The organism is Gemmatimonadota bacterium, from assembly GCA_041390125.1.
Classification (GTDB): domain Bacteria; phylum Gemmatimonadota; class Gemmatimonadetes; order Longimicrobiales; family Gaopeijiaceae; genus JAGQIF01.
This window is the reverse complement of record JAWKQN010000008.1, coordinates 188491-211533: the sequence shown is the minus strand read 5'-3', so window position 1 is coordinate 211533 and position 23043 is coordinate 188491. Positions and strand designations below refer to the sequence as shown.

Annotated in this window: 18 protein-coding genes; 11 read left to right on the top strand and 7 right to left on the bottom strand. The window is 71.8% G+C overall.

The window, feature by feature from the left end; all coding sequences use genetic code 11:
• The first annotated feature begins 26 nt into the window (after positions 1-26).
• On the top strand, positions 27-902 hold the full coding sequence (locus R3E98_10115; protein ID MEZ4423756.1) for an HD domain-containing protein: 876 nt from the start codon (positions 27-29) through the stop codon (positions 900-902).
• Positions 903-924: 22 nt separating this feature from the next.
• On the opposite strand, the gene R3E98_10110 is transcribed toward R3E98_10115, so the two are convergent.
• Both R3E98_10110 and R3E98_10105 read right to left on the bottom strand, forming a co-directional pair.
• Entirely contained in the window at positions 925-3648 is a 2724-nt protein-coding gene (locus R3E98_10110) for an ABC transporter permease (GenBank protein MEZ4423755.1), read from the bottom strand.
• Entirely contained in the window at positions 3645-4010 is a 366-nt protein-coding gene (locus R3E98_10105) for a PadR family transcriptional regulator (GenBank protein MEZ4423754.1), read from the bottom strand. Before R3E98_10105 ends, R3E98_10110 begins: the two co-directional genes overlap by 4 nt.
• A gap of 217 nt (positions 4011-4227) precedes the next feature.
• Here R3E98_10105 and R3E98_10100 point away from each other — a divergent pair, with 217 nt between their 5' ends.
• Both R3E98_10100 and R3E98_10095 read left to right on the top strand, forming a co-directional pair.
• The gene (locus R3E98_10100) at positions 4228-4548 is read left to right on the top strand and encodes a TraR/DksA C4-type zinc finger protein (protein MEZ4423753.1); all 321 of its coding nucleotides are present in this window, start codon (positions 4228-4230) and stop codon (positions 4546-4548) included.
• Between the two features lie 207 nt (positions 4549-4755).
• Positions 4756-7374, top strand: a complete 2619-nt coding sequence (locus R3E98_10095) for a M14 family metallopeptidase (GenBank protein ID MEZ4423752.1) — start codon at positions 4756-4758, stop codon at positions 7372-7374.
• A gap of 34 nt (positions 7375-7408) precedes the next feature.
• Here R3E98_10095 and R3E98_10090 read toward each other — a convergent pair whose 3' ends face one another.
• From R3E98_10090 to R3E98_10070, 5 genes are all read right to left on the bottom strand, one after another.
• Positions 7409-8041: a hypothetical protein gene (locus R3E98_10090; protein MEZ4423751.1), complete on the bottom strand. Its 633-nt coding sequence runs from the start codon at positions 8039-8041 to the stop codon at positions 7409-7411.
• The gene (locus tag R3E98_10085; GenBank protein ID MEZ4423750.1) at positions 8038-9315 is read right to left on the bottom strand and encodes a glycogen-binding domain-containing protein; all 1278 of its coding nucleotides are present in this window, start codon (positions 9313-9315) and stop codon (positions 8038-8040) included. Before R3E98_10085 ends, R3E98_10090 begins: the two co-directional genes overlap by 4 nt.
• An 86-nt stretch (positions 9316-9401) precedes the next feature.
• On the bottom strand, positions 9402-10007 hold the full coding sequence (locus R3E98_10080) for a glycogen-binding domain-containing protein (GenBank protein ID MEZ4423749.1): 606 nt from the start codon (positions 10005-10007) through the stop codon (positions 9402-9404).
• The gene (locus R3E98_10075; GenBank protein ID MEZ4423748.1) at positions 10004-10558 is read right to left on the bottom strand and encodes an RNA polymerase sigma factor; all 555 of its coding nucleotides are present in this window, start codon (positions 10556-10558) and stop codon (positions 10004-10006) included. Before R3E98_10075 ends, R3E98_10080 begins: the two co-directional genes overlap by 4 nt.
• Before the next feature lie 89 nt (positions 10559-10647).
• Positions 10648-11709, bottom strand: coding sequence for a hypothetical protein (locus R3E98_10070; GenBank protein MEZ4423747.1), 1062 nt, complete (start codon positions 11707-11709; stop codon positions 10648-10650).
• A 239-nt stretch (positions 11710-11948) separates the two neighbouring features.
• Between R3E98_10070 and R3E98_10065 the strand changes: the two genes are divergently transcribed.
• From R3E98_10065 to R3E98_10030, 8 genes are all read left to right on the top strand, one after another.
• Positions 11949-13937, top strand: a complete 1989-nt coding sequence (locus R3E98_10065; GenBank protein MEZ4423746.1) for an Ig-like domain-containing protein — start codon at positions 11949-11951, stop codon at positions 13935-13937.
• A gap of 11 nt (positions 13938-13948) precedes the next feature.
• Complete coding sequence (locus tag R3E98_10060; GenBank protein ID MEZ4423745.1) at positions 13949-15115, top strand: YncE family protein; 1167 nt, start codon at positions 13949-13951, stop codon at positions 15113-15115.
• Between the two features lie 102 nt (positions 15116-15217).
• Complete coding sequence (locus tag R3E98_10055) at positions 15218-16054, top strand: ion transporter (GenBank protein MEZ4423744.1); 837 nt, start codon at positions 15218-15220, stop codon at positions 16052-16054.
• A gap of 137 nt (positions 16055-16191) precedes the next feature.
• Positions 16192-19158, top strand: coding sequence for a prolyl oligopeptidase family serine peptidase (locus R3E98_10050; GenBank protein MEZ4423743.1), 2967 nt, complete (start codon positions 16192-16194; stop codon positions 19156-19158).
• Positions 19155-19652 carry a DinB family protein gene (locus R3E98_10045; protein ID MEZ4423742.1) on the top strand — a complete coding sequence of 166 codons (498 nt, stop codon included), beginning with the start codon at positions 19155-19157 and terminating at the stop codon, positions 19650-19652. Before R3E98_10050 ends, R3E98_10045 begins: the two co-directional genes overlap by 4 nt.
• Before the next feature lie 13 nt (positions 19653-19665).
• A complete protein-coding gene (locus tag R3E98_10040; GenBank protein ID MEZ4423741.1) occupies positions 19666-20133 on the top strand; it encodes a hypothetical protein in 468 nt (155 codons plus the stop codon).
• Positions 20134-20274: 141 nt separating this feature from the next.
• Positions 20275-22368, top strand: a complete 2094-nt coding sequence (locus tag R3E98_10035) for a TonB-dependent receptor (GenBank protein MEZ4423740.1) — start codon at positions 20275-20277, stop codon at positions 22366-22368.
• On the top strand, positions 22368-22964 hold the full coding sequence (locus R3E98_10030) for a 5-formyltetrahydrofolate cyclo-ligase (GenBank protein ID MEZ4423739.1): 597 nt from the start codon (positions 22368-22370) through the stop codon (positions 22962-22964). The genes R3E98_10035 and R3E98_10030 overlap by 1 nt, the downstream gene beginning before the upstream one ends.
• The last annotated feature ends 79 nt before the right edge of the window (positions 22965-23043 follow it).

Genomic DNA, 23043 nt, shown 5'->3' with positions numbered 1-23043 from the left:
CGCCCCTCGCCCAGGAGGACGCACCCATGGCGGACGAATCGTCTCCCCCGCTCAGCGGCGAGCTGGCGAGCGGATGGTCGGTCCCGACCGAGGAGACGCGGACCTTGGAGGCCCGCTTCGCGCGCCGGGTCCTGATGACCGTGCCGGACCGGCACAACCCCAAGCTGCACCAGGTCATCGAGTGGGCCAACGCGGACGACGACCTCTACGCGCTCTGGACGGCCTGCAACGTCACGGCCATGGAGCGCCTGGGCATGACGGATCACGGGCCGGTGCACGTGAAGATCGTCATGAACATCGCGGTGCGGCTGCTGCGCCTCCTCATGGAACGCGGCATCGAGCCGTCCATCGTGGCCACGTACGGAATGGAGCGCGAGGACGCCGAGGTGATCGTGGCGCTGGCGGCGCTCCTGCACGACGTGGGCATGTCCATCCACCGCGCCGACCACGAGAGCTACTCGTTGTTCATCGCGCAGGACAAGCTCAAGGAGATCCTGCCCGCGCTCTACCCGGGCGCGGCCGCCACGCTCGTGCGCTCCGACGTGCTGCACGCGATCATCGCGCACCGCTCCGGCGGGCATCCGCTCACGCTGGAAGCGGGGGTGGTACGCCTGGCGGACGCGCTGGACATGGCCAAGGGCCGCTCGCGCGTGCCCTTCGAGGCCGGGTCGGTGAGCATCCACTCCATCTCCGCCGCTGCGGTCGAGCGCGTCTCCATCGAACCGGGTGAGGACAAGCCGGTGCGGGTGCGCATCGACCTCCTGAACTCCGCCGGCGTCTTCCAGCTGGACAAGCTGCTCCGCGACAAGCTCTCCGGAAGTGGTCTGGAGGACTACGTGGAGGTCACGGCCGCGATCGAAGGGGAGACGGAGAAGCGGCTCATGGGTGCATTCCGGCTGTAGGCGCGGAGCGCCACGTGCGCGCTCACTCCGCCTGCAGCGAGGCCCGCGGATCGACGCGGGTCGAACGCCGGGCCGGCAGCCAACACGCCAGGAACGCCGCCGCGAGCAGCAGCAGGCTCACGCCCCCGATCGTGAGCGGATCGGTGGGGGTGATCTCGAAGAGCAACGACCGCAGCCCGCGGCCGGCCACCAGGGCCACCCCCAGGCCCAGGGCCATGCCGACCACGACGACCGTCAGCCCCTGACCGATCATCATGCGCAGGATGTCGCGCGGGGACGCACCCAGCGCCATCCGCACCCCGATCTCGTGCGTGCGGGCGCGGGCGGCCTGCGCCGTGACACCGTAGACGCCCACCGTGGCCAGGAGCAGGGCCACGACGGCGAAGATCCCGAGCAGGGTGAGGACCCGCTCCTCGTCGGCGATCGAGGTGCGCCACACCTGACGCAGTGAGCGAACCTCACCGAGCGGGATCAGCGGATCGAGCTCCGCCAGCACGGAGCGGACCGACGGTACGACCGACAGTGGATCGCCTTCCGTGCGCAGCACGATGCGCAGGTCGCGCGCCCAGTCCTGATCCCGGTTCTCGAACGCCTCGGCCCGCACCGGCTGCCCGGGGCTGACCTGGCTCTGGTCCCCGACGATGCCCACGATCTCGTACCACACCGAGCTGGAATCCGGCTCCCGGTCGTAGGCGATGCGCTGGCCGATCGGGTCTTCTCCCGGGAAATGCTCGCGGGCGAACTGCTCGTTGATGACGATCACCGGGGGCGCGTCCGGCCCGTCCGAGGCTTCGAAGAGCCGGCCGCGCACGAGCGGGATGCCGAGCGCCTCGAAGTAGCCGCGGTCGGCGCGTCGGTGGAGGATCTCGAAGGCGATGCGCTCGGCGGGCCAGCCCTCCGCCTTGGCCTGGCTCGACCAACTGGTCCCGTCCAGCGGTAGTTGCCCGACCCCACCGGCGCGCTCGATCCCGGGTCGCGCCTCCAGCAGCGTCTGCAGGCGGTCCCAGAACGCCAGCACCTGATCCCGTTCAGGGTAGCGGGCGTTGGGCAGCGACAGCTCGACCGCGAGGACACCGTCCACCTGGAAGCCGGGGTCCACGGCGCGCAGGCGCAGGAAGCTGCGCAGCACGAGTCCGCCGCCCAGCACGAGCAGGAGCGCGAGCGCCACCTCCGTTCCGACCATGAGGCGCGTGGTGCGCAGCGCGTGCCGGCCGCGCGAGGTGCCGCGGCCCCCGTCCTTGAGGGCGTGGCCGGGTGAAGCGCCTCCGGCGCGGAGGGCCGGCCCGACCCCGAAGGCAAGTCCGGCGGTGAGCGCGACGCCGAGCGTGGCCAGCACCACCCGATGGTCGAGCGCGAGTCCCGTGGCGCCGGCGATGCCGAGGGGGTGGGCGCGGGCCAGGGCCTGGATGCCCATCCAACCCAGTGCGAGCCCGAGCGTGCCGCCCAGCAGCGCGAGCAGTCCGCTCTCGGTGAGCACCTGACGCGCCACACGGGCGCGCCCCGCGCCCAGCGCCACGCGGACGGCCACCTCGCGCGAACGCTCCTGGGCGCGGACGAGCATCAGGTTGGCGACATTCACGCAGGCCAGCGTGAGCAACAGCAGAACCGCCGCACTCAGCACCAGCAGGGGCGTGCGCACCTGGCGCACGAAGAACGCGCGGGCCGGGGCCAGGCCCGCGCCCATCACGCGGTTGGTGGCAGGGTAGTCGCGCGCGAGGCGCTCCACGACGACCTGCAACTGGGCGTCCGCCTGCGCGGCCGTGACACCCGGTGCCAGGCGGGCCAGCGGTCGCACGAAGTGGGCGCGCCGGAACCACACCTGCTCCCGGGCGGCCGGGTCCCAGCCCATCATGCCCCAGATCTGTGTCTCGTCCGACGGGAACCGGAAGCCGGGTGGCATGACCGCGGCCACGCGGAACGGTCGGCCCGACAGCGGTACGGTGGCACCGACCAGCGCGGTATCGGCTCCGAACACGTCCTGCCAGACCTGATGGGTCAGCACGACCACGTCGCCACTGGCGGCCCAGGTGTCCTCCCACTGCAGGGGGCGGCCGAGGAGCGGCGGCACCCCGAGCACGGCGAAGAAATTTCCGCTCACGTTGGTGACGTTGAGCAGGCGGGGCTCCCCGTCCTGGACGTAGGTGGTCTGATCGACGAAGTCCGAGTAGAGGGCAACGTCCTCGAAGGCGTCCACCTGGTCGCGCCAATCCATGGCGTTGGCCGGGGCTGCCGTGGCATCCACCCAGCCGAACTCCGGGTTGGTCTCGTACAGGGCGACCACGCGTTCTTCGTCCAGGAACGGCAGCGGACGGAAGAAGTAGGCGTTGACCGCGGAGAAGATGGCCGTGACCGCGCCGATGCCGAGCGCGAGAACCCCCACGACGGTGGCGGCGAACGCCGGGTTGCGGCGCAGGGAGCGCAGGGTGGTGCGGAGATCCTGCTTCAGTCCGTCGATCATGGAAGGCCGCGCTCGCGACAGGGAGGAAGGCGTGCGGGTGGATCGGTCGAAGCGGAGGCGCAGCGTGAGCAGTGCGAGCCCCGCGACCTCGTGGGCCACCGTGCGCAGGCGTACGAGCCCACGCGCGGAGCGCGCCGTCTCCATGCGGCGCCCGTGCGTCTCGGTCAGCTCGGCCCCGTAGCGCTCCCGGAATCCACGCGGCAGGGTCCGAAGCAGGAGGGCGAAGATCCGGCTCCCGCGCGGATCCGGCTGGGAACCGGGTCCGTGCCCGCCCCGTTGCGAGGTCATGCCTCGCCCCCGTCCGGCACCGGCTCACCGAGCAGACGGCGCGCGCGCGCATCGGCCACCAGGTCGGCGAGGCGGCGGGACTCCGCCGCGGCGGCATCGCGTCCCCGGGCGGTGATGCGGTAGTAGCGACGGCGCGCGTCGTCCACATCGTCCGGGGGCGCCGGGGCTTCCCGCACCAGCCCTTCGGACTCGAGCCGGGAAAGCGCCATGTACAGTGCGCCGGTGCTGGGAACGGCGTCGGCGCCCCCGCGCTCCTCCATCTCCTTCAGGATGGCGTATCCGTGCCGATCACCCCCGGAGAGCGCGAGGAGGATCTGGTACGTCAGGGAGGTCAGTCCGGGGCGGGCGCGCTGCGATGTCATGGGGCTCCGTGCCGTGGAGGGTCGGCGAGGCTCAACTATATCTTGGTTAGATATATCTAGACAAGAGGTGTCAGGGCGGCGCCGCGGGTCGGCCCCCATCCCCGGCCCGCGCCGACATGCATTGTCCCCGCGGGAGGCCGGCGATATCGTGCCCGCCCGCGAGTGACGCCGTTTCCACGCCTCACCCCCTCGAGGCGGCTTTCCGAGGTGTGTATCGATGGATCTCGACGCCCAACGCGAACGCCTGGAGAACGAGCTCCGGACGCTGCTCGGCCGTCATGCGCGGCTGACCGGCCACCTGCGCAACACGGATCGGGAGCTGCCCGCCGATTGGACGGAGATGGCGCAGTTCGTCGAGAACGACGAAGTGCTGGAAGCGCTGGAGGGGCGCACCCGCGAGCGGTTGGATGGGATGGTGCAGGCCCTCGCCCGCATCGATCAGGGCATCTACCTCGTCTGTGCCCGTTGCGGGGGGACCATCGAGGCCGAGCGGCTGGACATCCTACCCACCACGCACGTCTGCGCGAAGTGCGCCTGATCGGGCGCTCCGAGCGAGGGGACGCGCCCCTCCCTCGGCCCGCCATCTCCCGCTGAGCGACCCTGCCCGCACCGGTGTCGCACCGGACCGGGCCGCACGTTCGACTTGACGGGCACCTGCCCCTGCCGGACACTGGCCTCCTGGAGCGGGCGGTCGCCTGGGGGCCGCCTGCCGCGTCCCGACCCGTCCCGCCCGCCGGAGTCCGCCATGTCCCGCTCCCGCCGCGCCCGCCTTCCGCACGTCCTGCTGAGCCTGTTGGGGATCCTCCTGGCCCCCGTGCTCGTGTCCGCGCAAGGCGCGGACGTCCCCACGCCGGAGGCGTACTTCGGCTTCCGCATGGGCACGGACAACCGGCTCGCCCGGTGGGACCGCATGGTGGAGTACTACCGCATGCTCGGCGAGGCGTCCGACCGCATGACGGTGTGGGAGATGGGTCCCACGACGCTGGGGAATCCCTTCCTGGCGCTCATCGTCACCGCGCCGGCCAATCACGCCCGCCTGGACGAGTACCAGCGCATGAACGCGCTGCTGTCCGATCCACGGGGGGCGTCGGAACGCCAGATCGAGGATGCGATCGCGACCGGCAAGGCGGTGATCGTCCAGTCGCTGTGCCTCCACTCCACCGAGGTCGCCGCGGGGCAGACCGCCGTGGAGCTGGCGTACGACCTGGTGACGCGCGACGACGACGAGATGCAGCGCATCCTGGACGAGACGATCGGCATCATGATCCCCTGCTTCAACCCGGACGGCCAGATCATGGTGGCCGACTGGGTGGAGCGCACCACGGGCACCGAGTACGAGGGGACGGGTCTGCCCTTCCTCTACCACCACTATATCGGGCACGACAACAACCGTGACGCGTTCATGCAGAACACGGTCGAGTCGCGCTATGGGGCCCAGATCCTCTTCCGCGAGTGGATTCCGCAGGCGTACGTGGACCATCACCAGATGGGAGGCTACACCGCACGGATCTACCTGCCTCCGTACGCGGAGCCCATCCGCCCCGCGGGCGATCCGCTCGTGTGGCGGGAGATGGCCTGGTACGGCGCGCATATGGCGTACAAGATGGACGAGGCCGGGCTGGAGGGAGCGGTCAACGCCGCCATCTATTCCGGGTGGGGCCACTTCGGCTTCCACTGGATCACGCCGTTCCACAACATCGCGGGCATGTTGACGGAGTCGGCGAGCCCGCGCATGGCGGCGCCGCTCTATGTGCACCCCGAGCAGCTGGGCGGCTCCCGCCAGCTCCCCGAGTACGAGGCGCAGACGACGTTCCCCAGCCCCTGGGAGGGCGGATGGTGGCGCGTGCGCGACATCGTGGACCGGCAGAAGGTGGCGTACATGGCCACCCTGGACATGGCGGCCCGCAACCGCGAGACGGTGCTGCGCAACGCCTGGCTCAAGGCAGCGCGGCAGACGGAGCGCGGGGAGGAAGGCAGCCCCGCCGGCTTCGTCATCCCCGCCGAGCAGCACGACCCGCTCACGATGCAACACATGGTGGGCAAGTTGATGGGGCAAGGGATCGAGGTGCGCCGCGCGGACGGCGGATTCACGCACGAAGGCCGGGTGTACGGCGCCGGAACGTACGTCGTGACCCTGGCGCAGCCCAAGCGCGGCGTCATCCGCTGGCTGCTGGGCCGCACGTTCTATCCGCAGAACTCGTACACGGTCGATCCCGAAGGGAATCCGATCCGCCCGTACGACATGTCGGGCGATGTCATGGCCGAGTTCATGGGGGTGCGCGTGGACGCCGTGGAGTCGATGCCGGAGACGGCGACGACGGTGATGACCTCTCCACCCGACCCGAACGGGACCGTGCAGGCGGGAGCGCACGGGTACGTGCTGGATGGCGAACTCAACGCTGCCTTCAAGGCCGTGAACCTGCTGTGGAACGAGGACGCTGCGCTGCGACGCGCCGAGCGCGACGGACAGGGCCTGGAAGCCGGTGACTTCGTGGTGCCCGCGAGCGTGTCCGCCGAGCTGGCGCGCCGGGTGGCCGAGGAGACCGGGGTCGACTTCCGGCCCCTGGCCCAGGATCCCGCGTCCGTCACCCGTCCCCTGCAACGCCAGCGCGTGGCCATGTACCAGCGCTACTACGGTGGCAACATGGACGAGGGGTGGACGCGCTGGTTGCTGGAGGACTTCGAGTTCCCCTACGAGACGCTGATGGACGACGAGCTCGTGGCCGGCAACCTGAACCGGCGCTACGACGTGATCATCCTCCCGGACGATCGTCCCGGCATGATGACCGGCGAGGCGACGGCGGACCGGGCGGCGGAGGTTCCGGAGGAATACCGTAGCGGGTTCGGCGAGGCCGGTGTGCGCGCGCTCGAGGCGTTCGTGGAGAACGGCGGCACGCTGGTGACGTTCGCCGGAGCCGGCGCGCTCGCCATCGATGCCTTCGACCTGCCGGTGCGCGACATCGTGGCGGACGTGCCCAGCCGGGACTTCTGGGCACCGGGCTCCACACTCCGTGTGCGCGTGCGCAATGAGGACCCGCTCGCGCTCGGGATGCCCGAGCAGACCCAGGTCGTGTTCTTCGGGGCCAGCCAGGTCTACGAGGCGGAGGCGGGCGCGGGCAGCGCCGACGTGCGGCGGATCGTGTCCTACGTGGACCGGGACGTGCTGCAGAGCGGTCAGCTCTGGGGTGAGGACGTCATCGCGGGCAAGGCGGCCATGGTGGCCGTGGAGCACGGCCAGGGCGAGGTGGTGCTGATCGGCTTCCGGACGCAACATCGGGCCCAGACGCACGGCACGTTCAAGTTCCTGTTCAATGCGCTGGTGTCGCGCGGGAGCGCGCCGGGGGAGGTGGCGGACGGGCGGTGAGGCGGGGCGTTCGCGAGCGACGCGAAGTAGCGCCTCACCCGCCCGGTCGCTGTCCCCGGATCCGCTGCGGAGCCACCCCCTCCCGCATGAGTCGCGTCACATCGCGCGCCGCCCGCTCCGGCGTGATGCCGTCGCGGAGCAGCCTGCGCACGGCGGCCGGCACCTGCAGGAGCGCATCGGGCTCCTGCCCGCGGTCCAGCGCCTGCCGCACCGCATCCAGGGCGCCGTCCGCCGGCACGCCGGCTTCTGTGAGGTCCCCGAGGACGACCAGGGCCACCGGGGTGCGCTCACCGGCTTCGCCACCGACGGTGCGCAGCACGTCCGCGGAGACGCCGCGCTGCAGCGCGTCCGCGCCGGCCACCACCGCGGGCGCGGATGCCTCGACGCCCAGCAACGTGCGCGCGTCCTGCAGGCGACCGGCATAGGCCTCCAGCGCGGCGACGATCCGGTCCGTCGGAACGCGCTTGGCCGCACCTTCGAGCGCTTTGTCGTAGAGCGGCTCGGCGGGGGCGCCGGCGCGCGTTGCGCGCTCGACCAGCGCCTCGATGCGCGTCACGGCCTCGGGCGGTAGCGCCTGCGCCAGGCGGGTCTGCGCATCCTGACCGGCGAGCGTGGTTGCCGGCCCTGCCAGCAGCAGCATGGCGAGCAGGCGGTGCGTGCGTCTCATCGAGCTCCTTCTCCCGGCCCGCTCGACGCGCGGGCCTCCTTCTCGGTTGAAGACGGTCCTTCTGCGCGGGACGTGGTCACTCCAGCCACGGGATCCGCATCCGCACGGGGGACCACCAGCGTCCCGTTCTCGCGACCCCACTCGTCGGACACGCGTCCGGGCACCCCCTCCGCAGGGAGAAACCACTCCCCGTCCGCGAGGAACCCGAAGTGGTACACGCCGGGTCGCACGCGTACCTCCGCGGACCAGACGTCGCCCGCTCGCACCATCGGCACCGGGCTCCAGTCCGTGAAGTCTCCCACGAGCGCGAGTGTCCGGGCGGCCCCGGCCGGCACCCGGAACGTGACGGACGTCCCGCCCTCGGTGCTCGCGCCGAGCGCATAGAGCGGGGCAGGGGGCGTCCCGGACGTCAAGGCGTCCCAGCGCAGCATGAGGCCGCCCTGCGAAGCGGCGGTGGTGCGCACCAGAGGATCGGGGTCCGTGCGGAGCCCGCTGGCGCGGGCGCTCCAGCGGCCGTTCAGGGGCACATGGAGCACGAGCCCGCCTGTGACCTCGTCGCCGGCGGGGCCGGCCCAGGAGGACGCGAAGGCCTGCCAGAGCGTCCCCGCGATCGATCCGCCCACCGAAGCATGCCCTCGGCGCCATTCCCCCGCCCGCGTCCCGGACCAGGCGGCCCCGGCCGCCCACACCAGCGCCCCGGTGCGGACGCGCAGCTCGGCCCCTGCGCTCCGCTGCCAGAGATCGGTTTCGGCGCGGCGCACCCGGGGCGTGGCACCCGTGCGCTGCAGGCGGTTTCGGGTCACCCGCTCCACCTGGCTCACGTCCGCCTCGATCACGGAGTGTCCGCCGCCCGCCTCGACGTGGCCGAGCAGATGCGCCGGACCCAGGCGGAGGCGCACACGCGGGCGCACGAGCGCCGCGAGCGCCCGATAGGTGTACGGCTCTTCCACGCGGAACCCGTAGCCCTCCAGCGCGAAGCCCAGGTCCAGGGGGCCTCGTACCCGCACCCACCCCTCGCCCCCGACGGTGGCCGAGGTCCAATCGCTCCCGCCGCCGTCGAGCGCCCGCCCCCCCGCCACCGATCCCCAGGCTCCGCTTCCGAAGGCGGTGCGCAGGTCGGCCGCCAGACCGGCGAGCGCATAGCTGGCCTGCACCGCGTCGGTGCCGGAAGGGGGGAATCGGCGCGCCCACCCGGCTTCGAGGCCGAGCCGCGCCTCCTGGGCATGCGCCACGTGCGGCGCAGCGACGGCGCACGCAGCCATCGCAGCCAGCAAGCGCGCGCTCCTCCCCGCGCGCGCGGGAGGCGGTCGAAGCCGTGGAACGCCGACCGAAGCCCGGTTCCGGATCGGTGCGCGCTCCATCAGCCGATCACCTCTCCGGCGGCGTCGACGGCGATCACCGCGTTGCGGTTGCCGAATCCATCGTCGGTGTAGCGTTCGGCATGCGGATCCGTGACCCAATCCGAGCCGTCGATCACGAACATGTACTGGTGCACGCCCGGCGTGAGCGCGATCCGTCCCGTCCACACGCCGTCCCCGTCGGTGTCGGTCAGGGCGTGCACGTCCTGCCATCCGGTGAAATCGCCCGCGATGGAGACGGAGCGGGCGCCCGGCGCCTCGAGGGTGAACTGGACGTAGATGTCCTGGATCCCGGTGCCCACCGGGTCGACGGCAGGCCCCGTGCGCGGCCACAGCAGCAGCGCCGCCAGGCCCGCAGCCACCAGCAGCCCGCTCAGCGGCGTGACGTGCACCGCGCGCGGCCTCAGCAGCCACGGGCGGGGCCGGACCGGCGCCGCGCGCGCGACGTCGGCCATGATGCGCTCCTCCAGGTCTGGGGGCGCCGGGCGCGCCTCCGCGCGCAGCTCGTCCAGGGCGCGCTCCCACGCGTCCGCTTCGGCGCGCGCATCCGCGTCCAGCTTCTCGCGCGGCAGCGCGCCGTCCATCCAGGCTCCGACGTCGTCGTTCATCGGCATACGCGCAGGATCCCCTGCAGCTCCTCGCGGGCGCGCAGCACCCGCATCTTGAGCGCCGGAACGGTGGCTCCGATCCGGTCGACCATCTCGTCGTACGAAAGCCCTTCGACGTGCTTGAGCACGAAGGCCTCGCGTTGGTCCGGCGGGAGCTGCCTCAACGCCTCCTTCAAGCGCGCGCGCAGCTCCGTGGCCTCGGCGCGCTCCCACGCGCTGGCCGTCTCGGCGGTCTCGGACGCCGCAGCCTCCAGGGGGAGTGCGCTCCGCCGTCGGCTCTTCAGCTCGTCCTTGCAGAGGTTGGCGCAGATGCGGAACAGCCACCCTCCCACCTTCGCCGGCTCCGCGCACGCGGAGAGCTTCCGGTAGCCGGTCACGAACGCCCGCTGGACCACGTCGGCCGCCTCGTCCGCACTCCCCAGCATGCGGTCGGCGTGGCGGAACAGCGCGTCCTGATGGCGGCGCACGAGCAGTCGATACGCTTCGCTGCGGCCGTGCAGCACGGCGCGTACGACCTGCGCGTCGTCCGGGAGGGTCGGATCGGAGCTCATCGGGAGCGCTGCGGGCAAGCTTCGGGCCGGCACGGCTGCGGTGCCGGGCCCGGAGGCCCGGCACCGGCCGACGCTGCCCGGATCGCCGATCAGGGCAGCAGCACGGAGGAGGCTGCGGCCGAGCTCCACAGCAGCACGAGGCCGCGAGGCTGCCCCTGCGCGAGCGTCTCCGTGCCCGCGGCGAAGAGGCGGCCGGCGAGCTCGAGGAGCGCGCGATCGAGCGCGCTCGCGTCGGCTCCGACCGTGCTGCGCGCCTCCGCCAGGAGCGCCTCCGCGAGGTCGGCGATCTGCTGCGCCTCGTCGTGCCCCACGCCATCCACGTCCAGCACCGCGCGCAGCGCGGTCACCTCGGCCTCGCGCGCCAACGTCGCCGCCCGGCCCCACTCGCCCTGACCCAGCGCGGCCTCCGCCAGGCGCTGCAGCTCCCGCGCGGTGTCCAGCAGCCGCGTCTGCGTGTCGGTCGGCGTGGGGATCAGGCGCTCGGCGAGCGCGATGGCCTCGCTGCCCATCGCCACCTGCACCCGCGCGCGATCGGTGCGCTCGAAGAGGTCGTGGGCGCGACGCGCCATCCCGTCCGCACGCCGTCCGGCGCGGTGGACGTGCTGACGCGCGCGCACCATCGCCTCCCCGGCGTCCCGGTCGGCGCCCTGTGCCACCGCGGCGCGCGCCTGGTTCACCAACGGCGCCAGCGTCGCGGCGAGCGCGGGCGGGTCGTCGTAGCCGCTGCCCTCCACCGCCACCTGGAGGAAGAGCGCCTCGACGTCGTCGATCATCGCCTCGACGCTGCCGCGGCCGAGTCCGAGCAACAGCGCGTCGGCGACGGCTTCCCGGGCCCGGCGTCCTTCGCGGCGGGCATCGTCCGCGTTGCCGGCGTTCCAGCGCCGGCGCGCCTGCTCGAAATGCTCACGCGCCGCGCGCAGCCGGGCCCGGACCTGCGCGCCCTGCACCCGACGCAGCTGCGCCTCGGCGCTCGCCAGCGTCACCTCCGCGAGCGCGGGCTCCGTCGCCAGCACCAGCTCGGTGTCCAGGGCTACATCCGGCGGCGCGTCGAAGGCGTCCAGGCCGGGATCCAGAGGCGTGCGGTCGCAGGCGGTGAACGCCAGAGCGCCCAGGAGGAGCGCGATCCGCGAGAGGGGGGGGCGGGGGGACATGGCTCCGTCTCCGTCTTCGGGGTGTGAGGCGCCCGACGAGCGGGCGGTGTCATTCCGAGGACGACCGGAAGCGCTCGCGCGTCACCCGTCGGCGGCTGGGTCCGACGGAAGCTGCGCACCGCCAACGGCTTACGGGGTCGCCGCTCCGCCGCATGGGTCGCCGTCCGGCTTGCGAGGCCGCGTCCCGCCCCCGACCTTGCCGATCCGGCTCCCCCGCGACCCAGGCCTCGGAGCACTCCATGCGCGCCGTCCCGACCGTGCTGTCCGCCGCAGCCTTCTCGCTCCTGCTCGCGTCCGGTCTCGGCGCGCAGGCCGCACCCGCCCGCATCGAGCTGGCCGAGTCCCGCCTCCTGCTGCGCCCGGGGCAGACCGCGCAGATCGAGGCGCGGGTGCTCGATGCCAACGGCAACGTGCTCGACGAACCGCTCATGTACCTGGCCCGGAGCGGACGAGGCCGGCTGGACGTCGACCGCACCACGGGCGCGGTGGAGGCCGTCTACGGCGGGGAGTATCCCGTCATCGTGATGGCTGCGGGGGACCGCAACGTCCGCGCCGACCTGACCATCCTGGTGGAATATCCGCCCATCGACCGTGTCGCGGTGGAGCCCGGCGACGGCGGGCGCTTCTACGTGGGCGCCTCCGTGCGGCACCTGGCCACGGTGTACGACGAGGCCGACGATGTCCGGACGGACGCGCCGGTGACGTGGCGCTCGAGCGACGAGTCCATCGCCACGGTGGACGAGTTCGGGATCCTCACGGCACACCGACCGGGCCGTGTGACCGTGGCGGCGACCGCGGAGGGCGTGGCGGGTGAGGTGCGCTACGACGTGCAGGCCAACCCCGTCACGGATCTCGCCCTCGAGGCCTCGCAGAGCACCGGTCGGATCGGGGACGTCATCCACTTCCGCGCCACCCCGCGCGCGAACGGGACCGCCGTCGCGGACATGCCCGTCACCTACGGCCTGCTCGCCTACCCGGCCCCGGAAGCCACGGCGGACGTGCCGCCGGCCGAGATCGATCCGCAGGGGCGCTTCGTCGCGTACAAGCCCGGCGTCTACACGGTGATGGCCACCGTTCCCGGTCGTACGGCCCAGCAGACGCTGCGCATCGAGCCGCGCCACGTGAGCGAGGAGGTGACGTTCGTGGGGCAGGGGGCCGTGCGCGGCGTGCCCACGTCCGATCTGTGGGTCTGGGAGGGTGTGGACGGCCGTGACTATGCCATCACCGGTACGTGGGGCGCCTTCGGCGCCGCATACTTCTGGGACGTGACCGACCCGGCCGCACCCGTGCTCACGGACTCGGTGGTCGTGGACGCGCGCACCACGAACGACGTGAAGGTGTCCGAGGATGGCCGCATCTGCGTCATCTCCCGCGAAGGCGCCTCCAACCGGCGCAACGGGATCGTCATCCTGGACTGCAGCAACCCGCGGCAGGTGGAGATCCTCTCCACGTTCGACGACGAGCTGACCGGCGGCGTGCACAACCTGTTCATCTACGAGAACCACGTGTACGCCGTGAACAACGGCGTCCGCTTCGACGTCATCAGCATCGAGGATCCCCGGAATCCGCACCGCGTCGGCCGCTTCGAGCTGGATACGCCCGGCCACGCCATCCACGACGTGTGGATCGTGGACGGCATCGCCTACTCCTCCAACTGGGGAGATGGGGTGGCCGTGATCGACGTGGGTGGCGGCAACAAGGGCGGCAGCCCTTCCAACCCGGTGCTGATGTACCGCTTTGCGGACGTGGGCGGTGCCACCCACGCGGCGTTCCCGTACAAGAGCCCCACGGGGAAGTTCTACATCTTCATGGGCGACGAGATCGGGCGGCCCGGCTTCAACGACCTGGATGCCGAGCGCACCCCGCCGCGCATGGCCGGCTACATCCACGTGGTGGACTTCACCGATCCCATGAACCCCGAGGAGGTGGCCCGCTACGAGGTCCCCGAGGCCGGTTCCCACAACATGTGGATCGAGGATGATCGCCTCTACGCGGCCTTCTACAACGGCGGGACGCGCGTGATCGACATCTCGGGCGAGCTCAAGGGTGACCTGGGCGAGCAGGGCCGCGAGATCGCGCACTACATGGCCAACGATCCGGACAGCTTCGTGCCCAACGCGCCGTTCTCCTGGGGGCCGCAGATGCACAAGGGCAACCTGTTCATCGCCGAGCACCACTCCGGCCTGTGGGCCATCAAGCTGCAGCCGAGGCGGGGGCTGATCCCGTGACCCGCCGAGGCATGCGGAGGGGATGCGCGGGCGCGGAGACCGACGCAGGGCGTCGGCGCGGGCCCGCGGCGATCGCGGGGCTGGCTCTGGCGCTCTGGGCCGGTGCGCTGACGGCGAGACCGGCAGAGGCGCAGGTCTACCGGGTGTACGTGGCGTCCGAGTCCGAGGACGAGGTCACGGTGCTGCGGTACGAGGCCGGGGGTTCGCTGGAGGTGGAGAAGGTCGTGCGGGTGGGCCGTTGGCCCGCAGAGATCGAAGGGCCGCACGGGATCTACTTCGACCCCTCCGGGGACTGGTGGTATCTGACGCTGGGGCATGGCTATCCCAACGGCACGCTGCTCAAGTACGAGGCGGGAGCCGACACGGTCGTCGGCACGTCGGAGTTGGGATTGTTCCCCGCCACGGTGTCGCTGACGCCGGAGGGGGCGTTGGCGTTCATCGTCAACTCCAACTTCTACGGCGACCACGTGCCGAGCACGCTCTCCATCGTGGACACGCACACGATGGACGAGGTGGCGCAGACCGAGACGTGCACCATGCCGCACGGGTCGCGGATGTCCCCGGACGGCATGTACAACTACTCCGCCTGCATGATGGACGACCAGCTGGTGGAGATGTCCACCGTGTCCCTGGAGGTGACGCGGCGCCTGGACCTGGTGACGGGCGCTGAAGTGCGGGTGGACGGCGCGCACGACATGCACGCCATGCACGACATGTCCGGTGGCGCCCCGGCGGGGGGCGGTATGCAGGTGTGCTCCCCCACCTGGACCGCGCCCACCGACGATGGGACGCGCCTCTACGTGGCCTGCAACAAGTCCCACGAGATCGTGGAGGTGGACCTGGCGGACTGGTCGGTGGTGCGCCGCATCCCGGCCCAGGGCGCTCCCTACAACCTGGCGCTCACCCCGGACGGGAGCCGCCTCCTGGCCACGCTGAAGGGCAGCGCGCACCTGGCGGTGTTCGACCGCGCCAGTGGCCGCGAGCTGGCCCGCATCGACAGTGGTCAGAAGGTCACCCACGGCGTGGTCGTCACGCCGGACAGCCGCTACGCCCTCGTCACGGTGGAGGGGATCGGGGGCGAGCCCGGTCTGGTGGAGGTCATCGACCTCGAGACGTACACGCGCGTCGCGCGCGCGGAGGTCGGCAAGCAGGCGGGGGGGCTGGCCCTGGTGCCCTAGCACAACCGACCCGCGGCCGCGGCAGCGGCTAAACCGCCGCACCCGTCCAGCCGATCCTTCCCCGACGAGAGTGTGAGGTCCGACCCACTCCGAGGGACGCGCGTGAAGGCCGCTGCGGTTCGTCGCCTGCCCCGTGAGGGTCCAGCCGAGGGTCCGACCACGACACCCTACCAGGTCTTCATCCTGGCGTTGTCGGTGCTCGTGCTGTTCATGCTCTCCGTCGAGCTGACCATCCCGCTCTCGGAGGAGGAGCACGCCCTGCTGCTCCGTCTCGACCTCCTCATCTGCGTCTTCTTCGGGATCGACTTCGCGCTCACGCTGAGACGCGCTCCGGACCGCCGCCGCTACTTCCTCACCTGGGGGTGGCTGGACCTGCTGTCGAGCATCCCCACCCTGGGCTTGATGCAGTGGGGGCGCCTGGCGCGCGTGGCGCGGATCGTGCGCCTCCTGCGCGGCGTGCGCTCCGCCCGCGAGATCGCGCGCTTCCTGGGCAACGCCCGTCGTGCCGAGACCACGCTGCTGGCGGCGATCCTCATCGCGATCGTCGTGCTGGGGGTGGCGAGCATCGGGGTGCTGCACGTCGAGCGCGCCGCCGGCGGCAACATCCGCAGCGCCTCGGACGCCATCTGGTGGAGCATCGTCACCGCCACGTCGGTCGGCTACGGCGATACCTATCCGGTCACGCACACCGGGCGGATCCTCGCCATGTTGCTGATGCTGGCCGGGATCGGGCTCTTCGGCATCTACACTGCCTTCCTTTCCTCGTGGCTGCTCGCCCCGGGGGAGGACGAGCAGGAGCGCGAGCTGGAGGCCATCCGCCACGAGCTGCAGGCCTTGCGACGGGAGCTGCGGGAACGGGCCGGGACCGCGCCCGTCGCGCCCGAGCCCCCGGCGGAGCGGGTCCCGGTCCGGCCCATCCCGGTCGCCGACCGCCGCTGAGGCCGTCCGGCCCGCGCGGCCCGCGGCCCGGGCCGCGCCGACCGACGGGCCCGGAGGGGCCACGTCCTCCGACCCGTTGCGGGGCGGGCCGCCCTCCCGGACCTTGGTGGGGCACGCACCGCTCCCAGGAGTCGCCCATGTCCAGCCGCGCGTCCGTACGCTCCGCTTGCCCCCGTCCCTCCCCGTCGTACCGGGTCCGGTTCGCCGGTCTGACCGCCGCCCTGGTGGCGGCCGGCATGCTCGCCGCTCCGGCGGCGGCCCAGGACGGCGCCGCCGTCCGCATGGCCGGGTCGTCGTCTCCGCGCGGGGCCGCGCTGCCTCCGCTCGATCCGAGCAACCTCGCGGACTGGAAGTCCATCCGGTGGCAGCAGGTCTCGAACGACGGGGCGTGGTTCGCCTACCAGGTGGTGCCGAACGAGGGGGACGCCGAGGTGGTGGTGCGCCCGACCGGCGACGGCGAGGAGCGGCGCTTCCCGATCGGCGAGCCCAGCGGACCCGCCGGCTTCAACCCGTTCGGACCCGCACCGCGCGGTCCGGTGGCATTGTCGGGGGACGGCCGCTGGCTGGCGTTCACCACCTACCCCACCGCGGAGGCCGCGAAGAAGGCCAAGCGCGACAAGAAGCCCCTGCACAACGGCGTGACCGTGGTGGAGCTCTCCACCGGCGAGGCGCGGAGCTTCGAGCGTGTGCGCGGCCACGAGTTCGCGGGCGAGAGCCCGCGCTTCCTGGTCCTGCAGCGCGCCCTGGACGAGGGGGAGGCCGCGGGCTCCGGGGCCGACCTGCTGCTGTACGAGCTGGCCACGGGCCTGGTGACCACCGTGGGGAGCGTGGCGGCCTACGACCTGGACGAGACGGGCCGCTGGATCGCGTGGACCACCGAGACCAAGGACCGCGTCGGGAACGGAGTGGCGCTGCGCGACCTGGGCACGGACGTGGTCCGCACCCTGGACAGCGACACCAAGCCCTACACCCAGCTCGCGTGGGCGGACGAGGGGCTCGCGCTCGCGGTGCTGCGTGGCACGATCGACACCACCACGTCGGATACGTCGTTCGTGGCGCTCGGCTGGACCGGGCTCGATCGGGGGCAGGTGCGGACCGTCACGCTGGACCCGGCCGAAGCCCGCGGATTCCCGACCGGCCTCCGCATCAGCCAGGCGGCTGCGCCGGAGTGGTCGGACGACCGGGCGGCGCTCTTCGTGGGCCTGACCGAGCCGCGCACCGAGAAGGACTCCGGCAACGAGCGGCCGGACGTACGGCCGGCAGCCGGCACGCCGGGGGCCATGCAGTCGTCTCCGCCGGATCTCAGCGGTGAGGACGATCTGCCCACGTTGGTGCTCTGGCACGGACGCGATCCCCGCCTGCAGTCCCAGCAGCAGGTGGAGGAGAGCCGGGACCGGCGCTACAGCTGGCTGGGCGCGTTCCGGGTGGCGGACGGGAGCTTCGCGCGTCTGGCGACCGACGAGATCCGCGAGGTCGATCTGCTGGCGGGCGAGCGCTACGCGGTGGGCTACGACCAGCGCGACTATGCCCTGCGGGACGCCATCGACGGCGGCCGCCGCCGGGACGTCTACGCGCTCGACGCCCGCACCGGTGAGGCCACCCTGCTGCTCCGCGCGCAGCGCTGGCCCGTCTTCCCCTCTCCGGACGGATCCAAGCTGCTCTACTACACGGATCGGCACTACCACGTCTACGATTTCACCACCGGACGCACACGCTCGATCACGGAAGGTCTGCCGACCTCCTTCGTGGACGTGGAGGACGATCACAACGTGGAGGACCCGCCGCTGGCGCCGATGGGATGGGCGGCGGACTCGAGGAGCGTGGTGCTCAACGACGACTGGGACGTCTGGCGGGTCCCGGTGGACGGCGGAGCGGCGGTGAACCTGACCGTGGACGGCCGCGAGACCGGCGTGCGTCATCCCAGACGCGTCGCGTACGACCCGGAGGAGAAGGGCATCGACTTCAGCAAGCCCGTCTACTTCACCGCATACGGCGAGCGCACCAAGAAGGGCGGTCTGGAGCGGCTGCGGCCGGGTCAGCGGCGCACGGAGCGGCTGCTGTGGGACGACGCCTCCTTCTCGGTGCAGCGGGCCCGGGACACCGAGACGTTCGTGTTCGCGCGCGAGACCTTCGTGACGTTTCCGGACTGGTGGGCTGCACGGGGATCCTTCACGTCCCCGACGCGCCTGACGGACGCCAACCCGCAGCAGGCGGACTTCGCCTGGTCGGCCGGCGCGCGCCTGGTGGACTACGTCAGCGACAAGGGCGACTCGCTGCAGGCGGCGCTCTTCCTGCCGGCGGATTATCAGCCCGGTCAGTCCTATCCCACGGTCGTCTACATCTACGAGAAGCTGTCGCAGAACCTGCACAGCTATTCGCTGCCGAACGAAACCCGTGCCTTCAACCCCAGCGTGTACACCAGCCGCGGCTACGCCGTGCTGATGCCGGACATCGTCTACACGATCAACGATCCCGGCATGTCCGCCGTGTGGTGTGTGATTCCGGCCGTGCATGCGGCCATCGCCACCGGGGTGGTGGACGAAGCGCACGTGGGGCTGCACGGCCATTCCTGGGGCGGGTATCAGTCCGCCTTCCTGCTCACGCAGACCGACCTGTTCGCCGGGATCGTCTCGGGTGCGCCGCTCACCGACATGGTGAGCATGTACAGCTCCATCTACTGGAACACCGGCTCGGCCGACATGGCCATCTTCGAGTCCAGCCAGGGCCGCTTCAAGGGCAACTTCATCGAGAACTACGACGCCTACATCCGCAACTCCCCGGCCTTCCATGCCGACCACGCCACCACGCCGGTGGTGCTGCTGCACAACGAGAAGGATGGCGCGGTGGACTTCAACCAGGGCATCACGTTCTTCAACACCCTGCGCGAGCTGGAGAAGGACGTGGTGTTGCTGCAGTACGTGGGAGAGAACCACGGGCTGCGTGAGCCCAAGAACCAGAAGGACTATACCGGCCGCATGATGGAGTTCTTCGACCACTACCTGCGCGGCGCGCCGGCGCCCGACTGGTGGACCCAGGGCGTGCCGCGCCTGGAGATGGAGGATCACCTGAAGGCGCGCCAGAAGAAGCCGAGGGCCGTCTCGTGAACGGCGCGGCCGTGATCGCCGACCTGCGGCGGATGATCGGGCGGGAGTTGGACGGGCTCCAGCGCCAGCTCGAGCTCTATCCCGACGACGCCTCCGTGTGGGCGTTGCCCGACGGCCTCCCCAACAGTGCGGGCACGCTGGCCCTGCACCTGGTGGGCAACCTGCGCCATTTCATCGGCGCACACCTGGGCGGCACCGGGTACGTGCGGGACCGGGAGGGGGAGTTCGGCGATCGCGACCTGCCCCGGAGCGAGCTGCTGGCCCGGCTGGACGCCGCCCGCACCGAGGTGCTGGGCGCGCTGGACGGAGTGGATCCCGAGGTCCTGGAGCGGCCGTTCACGATGCCCAACGGCGCCTCGGCACCGATCGGGCGCTTCCTCCTGCACCTGGCCGTCCACCTGGGCTATCACCTGGGACAGCTCGACTATCACCGCCGCGTGGTCACCGGCGACCCCGCCTCCGCGTCCATGATGGGCGTGCAGACGCTGGTCTAGGGTCCGACCGCCCATGTCCCTGCGCCGCCTCTCCGGCCGACGGCTCCTCCCGGGGCTGCTCGCGGTGGCGGCATATGTGGCTCCCGTCGCGCTGGACCTGGTGGCGACATCCGGCCACGGACTCCAGCACCTGGTCTCCTACGCCGCCGAACAGCGGCGTGCGGCCGTGGCCCTGGGGCTCGAACACCCCGGGGCCGACGCGCCTCCGCCCGCCGCGGAGACGCGCCGCATCGTGCACGCGCACGGGGGCGGCCCGCTCCACGCGCACGACGCCGCGGTGGGTGTGCTGTTGGAGCTGGCCGAGCAGACCGACGAGGAGTCGCCGGTCGCTCCCGCTCCGCGCGACCTTCCGACCGGCCCGGTGGCGGAGGTCCCACGGGTCTCGTGGAGTCCCGTCTCCACCGCCGAACGCTTCGAGGACCACGCCGGTCCTCCGCTCGCCTTCCGACTCCGGCCGCTGCTCCCCCCTCCCCGCGGCTGACGCTCGTCCCGTCCAAACCACTTGTCGTGCACGCGGCGTATACGCGCCGTGCGCCCGCGAGGGACACCCGGCGCAGCCGGGAGTCGCCGTGCGGGCGGTCCGCTCCGGGCTGCACGTCACTCCTGGAACGAGCAGAGGCACATGCATTCCTTGATTCGCCCGTTCGGTCTCGCCACCCTCGCGGTCCTCACGGTCGCTGGAGGGCTCGAGGCCCAGAGCCCGGCCCCGCGTCCCGCGGGCGCCGGGGACACCCTGGTCTACGTCCTGGAACCCATCGTCGTCGAGGGCCGGATCGACGACCTCGTCGGCACGGTGTCCACGGCATCCGTGGGCTATGTGGGCCTGCGCGACCTGCGCCTCCGCCCGCTCACCCGGGAGGCCGAGCTGCTGGAGACGGTCCCCGGGATGATCCTCACGCAGCACAGCGGGGATGGGAAATCCAACCAGATGTTCGTGCGCGGCTTCAATCTGGATCACGGCACGGACTTCTCGACCCGCATCGAGGGGATGCCGGTCAACGTCCCCACCCATGCCCACGGACAGGGCTACACCGATCTCAACTTCATCATCCCCGAGCTGGTCGACCACGTCGAGTATTCGCTCGGGAACTACTACGCCGAGATCGGCGACTTCGGCAGCGCGGGCGGTGCGCACCTGCGGCTGCGCCGCACGCTCGATCGTCCTCTTTTCTCCGCCGGTCTGGGGGAGAACGGCTTCGCGCGCGCCGTGGCCGCCGCGTCGGCCGCGGCTGGAGGCGGCACCCTGCTCGCGGGCGCCGAGGTGAAGGGATACGACGGGCCGTGGGAGAAACCGCAGGACCTGCGCAAGCTGAGCGGCATGGCGCGCTGGAGCCGGGAGCGCCCCGGGAGTGTCGTGTCGTTGCTGGCGCTGGCCTACCACAATCGCTGGCAGTCGTCGGATCAGATCCCGCTCCGCGCCGTGCAGTCCGGGCAGATCGGGCGCTTCGGTCAGCTCGATCCGACGTTGGGGGGCGAGAGCTCGCGCTACAGCCTGTCCGGCACCTGGATGCGGATCGGAAGCTCGAGCAGCCAGCGGGTCGATGCCTACGCGATCCACTACGATCTCGACCTCTTCAGCAACTTCACCTTCCTGCTGGACGAGCCGTCCACCGGGGATCAGATCCGGCAGCGGGACCGGGGCCGCTGGACCACCGGCCTGAACCTGGCGCACGTGCAGCCGCTGGACCTCGGGGGCCGCGACCACCGGCTGACGGTGGGGCTGCAGGTCCGACGCGACGACGCCGACGTGACGCTCTCGCGGACGGCGCAGCGTACGCCCGTGCGGGTGGTGCGCTCCGACCAGGTCACGCAGTGGGGGAGCGGGCTCTTCGGTGAGCTGGTGAGCGAGTGGTCGCCGGTCTTCCGCACCACGTTCGGCGTGCGCGGAGACGACTACCGCTTCGACGTGACCAGCGACCGGCCCCAGAACTCGGGGACGGCCAACGACCGCATCGTCAGCCCCAAGATCTCACTGGCCTTCGGGCCTTTCGCCGGTACGGAGCTCTACGTGAGCGGCGGGCTCGGCTTCCACAGCAACGACGCGCGCGGCACCGTGGCCACGATCGATCCGGTGACGGAGGAAGCCATCGACCCTGTGGATCCGCTGGTGCGCTCGCGCGGGGCCGAGATCGGCTTCCGCTCGACCCCCGTGACCGGACTGCGCAGCACCTTCGCGCTGTGGGCGATCGAGCTGGACAGCGAGTTGCTCTTCGTCGGGGATGCCGGGACGACGGAGCCCAGCGACGGGAGCCGGCGGGTCGGCGTGACGTTCGCCAACTTCTACCGCTTCAGCCCGCGGGTGACCGCCGACCTGGACGTGTCGTTCACCCGTGCGCGCTTCCTGGACGTGGACGAGGGACAGGACCGTATCCCGGGTGCCCTGGAAAACGTGGTGGCGGCTGGCGTGGCCTGGGAGCCGGGAGGCGACGGTCCCTTCGCCGCGCTCCGGCTCCGTCACTTCGGCGCCTATCCCCTCATCGAGGACGATTCGGAGCGCGCCCGACCCACCTCCCTGGTCAATCTCAACCTGGGCTGGCAGCGTGGACCGGCGCGGCTGGGTGTGGCGTTTCTCAACCTGCTGGATGCGGAGGACTCGGACATCCAGTACTTCTACGGCTCACGGTTGACCGGTGAGCCCGTCGACGGTGTGGAGGACCTGCACTTCCATCCCGCCGAGCCACGCCAGGTCCGCGTCACGCTGAGTTGGGGATTCTGATGGCCGAAGCCGCCCGCGACGCAAAGCGTCGCCTGCGTCGGGACCTGCGCGAGCGGGTCGCGGCGCTGGACGCCGACACGGCGTCGCGGGCGGCGGCCGAGGCGCAGGCGCGGCTCGCCGCGCTGCCGGCGCTGGAGGACGCGGCGTCGCTGCTCGTCTGTCGCTCCTTCGGGGGCGAGATCGACACGCATGCGCTGATCGAGCGCTGGCTCGCGGAGGGACGCGCGGTGTACGTGCCGCGCGCCGTGCCCGGCACCCGCACGCTGACGATCCACCGCTGGCCCTGCGCCGTGGAGACGTTGCGCTTCGGACTGGAGCAGCCGGCCGCGTCGGCGCCGGCGCTGAGCCCCGACGAGATCGACGGCGTCCTGGACGCCGCCGTGCTGGTGGGGCTCGGCTTCGACGAGCGCGCCTACCGGTTGGGCTACGGCGCGGGATACTTCGACACGTTCCTGGCGGGACGCCCGTTCCCGGCGTTTGCGCTCGCGTACGACGTGCAGATCGTGGAGGCCCTCCCGGTCGAACCGCACGACGTTCCCCTGGCGGGCGTGGTCACGGAACGACGCCTGCTGGCCGGCCTGGAGCCGGGCGGGTAGGGACGTCCGGACGCACCACCGGTTCACGGGGAGGGCGGGGGCGGACGTCGTGGGGTCGCCGGCACGGAGCCGTGGCGTT

What these genes read in the sequence shown, in the direction of transcription:
- R3E98_10070 (MEZ4423747.1), bottom strand. Translation starts at nt 11,709, where the DNA reads ATGTCCCCCCGCCCCCCCCTCTCGCGGATCGCGCTCCTCCTGGGCGCT.
- R3E98_10060 (MEZ4423745.1), top strand. Translation starts at nt 13,949, where the DNA reads ATGCGGAGGGGATGCGCGGGCGCGGAGACCGACGCAGGGCGTCGGCGC.
- R3E98_10105 (MEZ4423754.1), bottom strand. Translation starts at nt 4,010, where the DNA reads ATGACATCGCAGCGCGCCCGCCCCGGACTGACCTCCCTGACGTACCAG.
- R3E98_10065 (MEZ4423746.1), top strand. Translation starts at nt 11,949, where the DNA reads ATGCGCGCCGTCCCGACCGTGCTGTCCGCCGCAGCCTTCTCGCTCCTG.
- R3E98_10080 (MEZ4423749.1), bottom strand. Translation starts at nt 10,007, where the DNA reads ATGAACGACGACGTCGGAGCCTGGATGGACGGCGCGCTGCCGCGCGAG.
- R3E98_10030 (MEZ4423739.1), top strand. Translation starts at nt 22,368, where the DNA reads ATGGCCGAAGCCGCCCGCGACGCAAAGCGTCGCCTGCGTCGGGACCTG.
- R3E98_10040 (MEZ4423741.1), top strand. Translation starts at nt 19,666, where the DNA reads ATGTCCCTGCGCCGCCTCTCCGGCCGACGGCTCCTCCCGGGGCTGCTC.
- R3E98_10115 (MEZ4423756.1), top strand. Translation starts at nt 27, where the DNA reads ATGGCGGACGAATCGTCTCCCCCGCTCAGCGGCGAGCTGGCGAGCGGA.
- R3E98_10100 (MEZ4423753.1), top strand. Translation starts at nt 4,228, where the DNA reads ATGGATCTCGACGCCCAACGCGAACGCCTGGAGAACGAGCTCCGGACG.
- R3E98_10090 (MEZ4423751.1), bottom strand. Translation starts at nt 8,041, where the DNA reads ATGAGACGCACGCACCGCCTGCTCGCCATGCTGCTGCTGGCAGGGCCG.
- R3E98_10050 (MEZ4423743.1), top strand. Translation starts at nt 16,192, where the DNA reads ATGTCCAGCCGCGCGTCCGTACGCTCCGCTTGCCCCCGTCCCTCCCCG.
- R3E98_10095 (MEZ4423752.1), top strand. Translation starts at nt 4,756, where the DNA reads ATGTCCCGCTCCCGCCGCGCCCGCCTTCCGCACGTCCTGCTGAGCCTG.
- R3E98_10110 (MEZ4423755.1), bottom strand. Translation starts at nt 3,648, where the DNA reads ATGACCTCGCAACGGGGCGGGCACGGACCCGGTTCCCAGCCGGATCCG.
- R3E98_10035 (MEZ4423740.1), top strand. Translation starts at nt 20,275, where the DNA reads ATGCATTCCTTGATTCGCCCGTTCGGTCTCGCCACCCTCGCGGTCCTC.
- R3E98_10075 (MEZ4423748.1), bottom strand. Translation starts at nt 10,558, where the DNA reads ATGAGCTCCGATCCGACCCTCCCGGACGACGCGCAGGTCGTACGCGCC.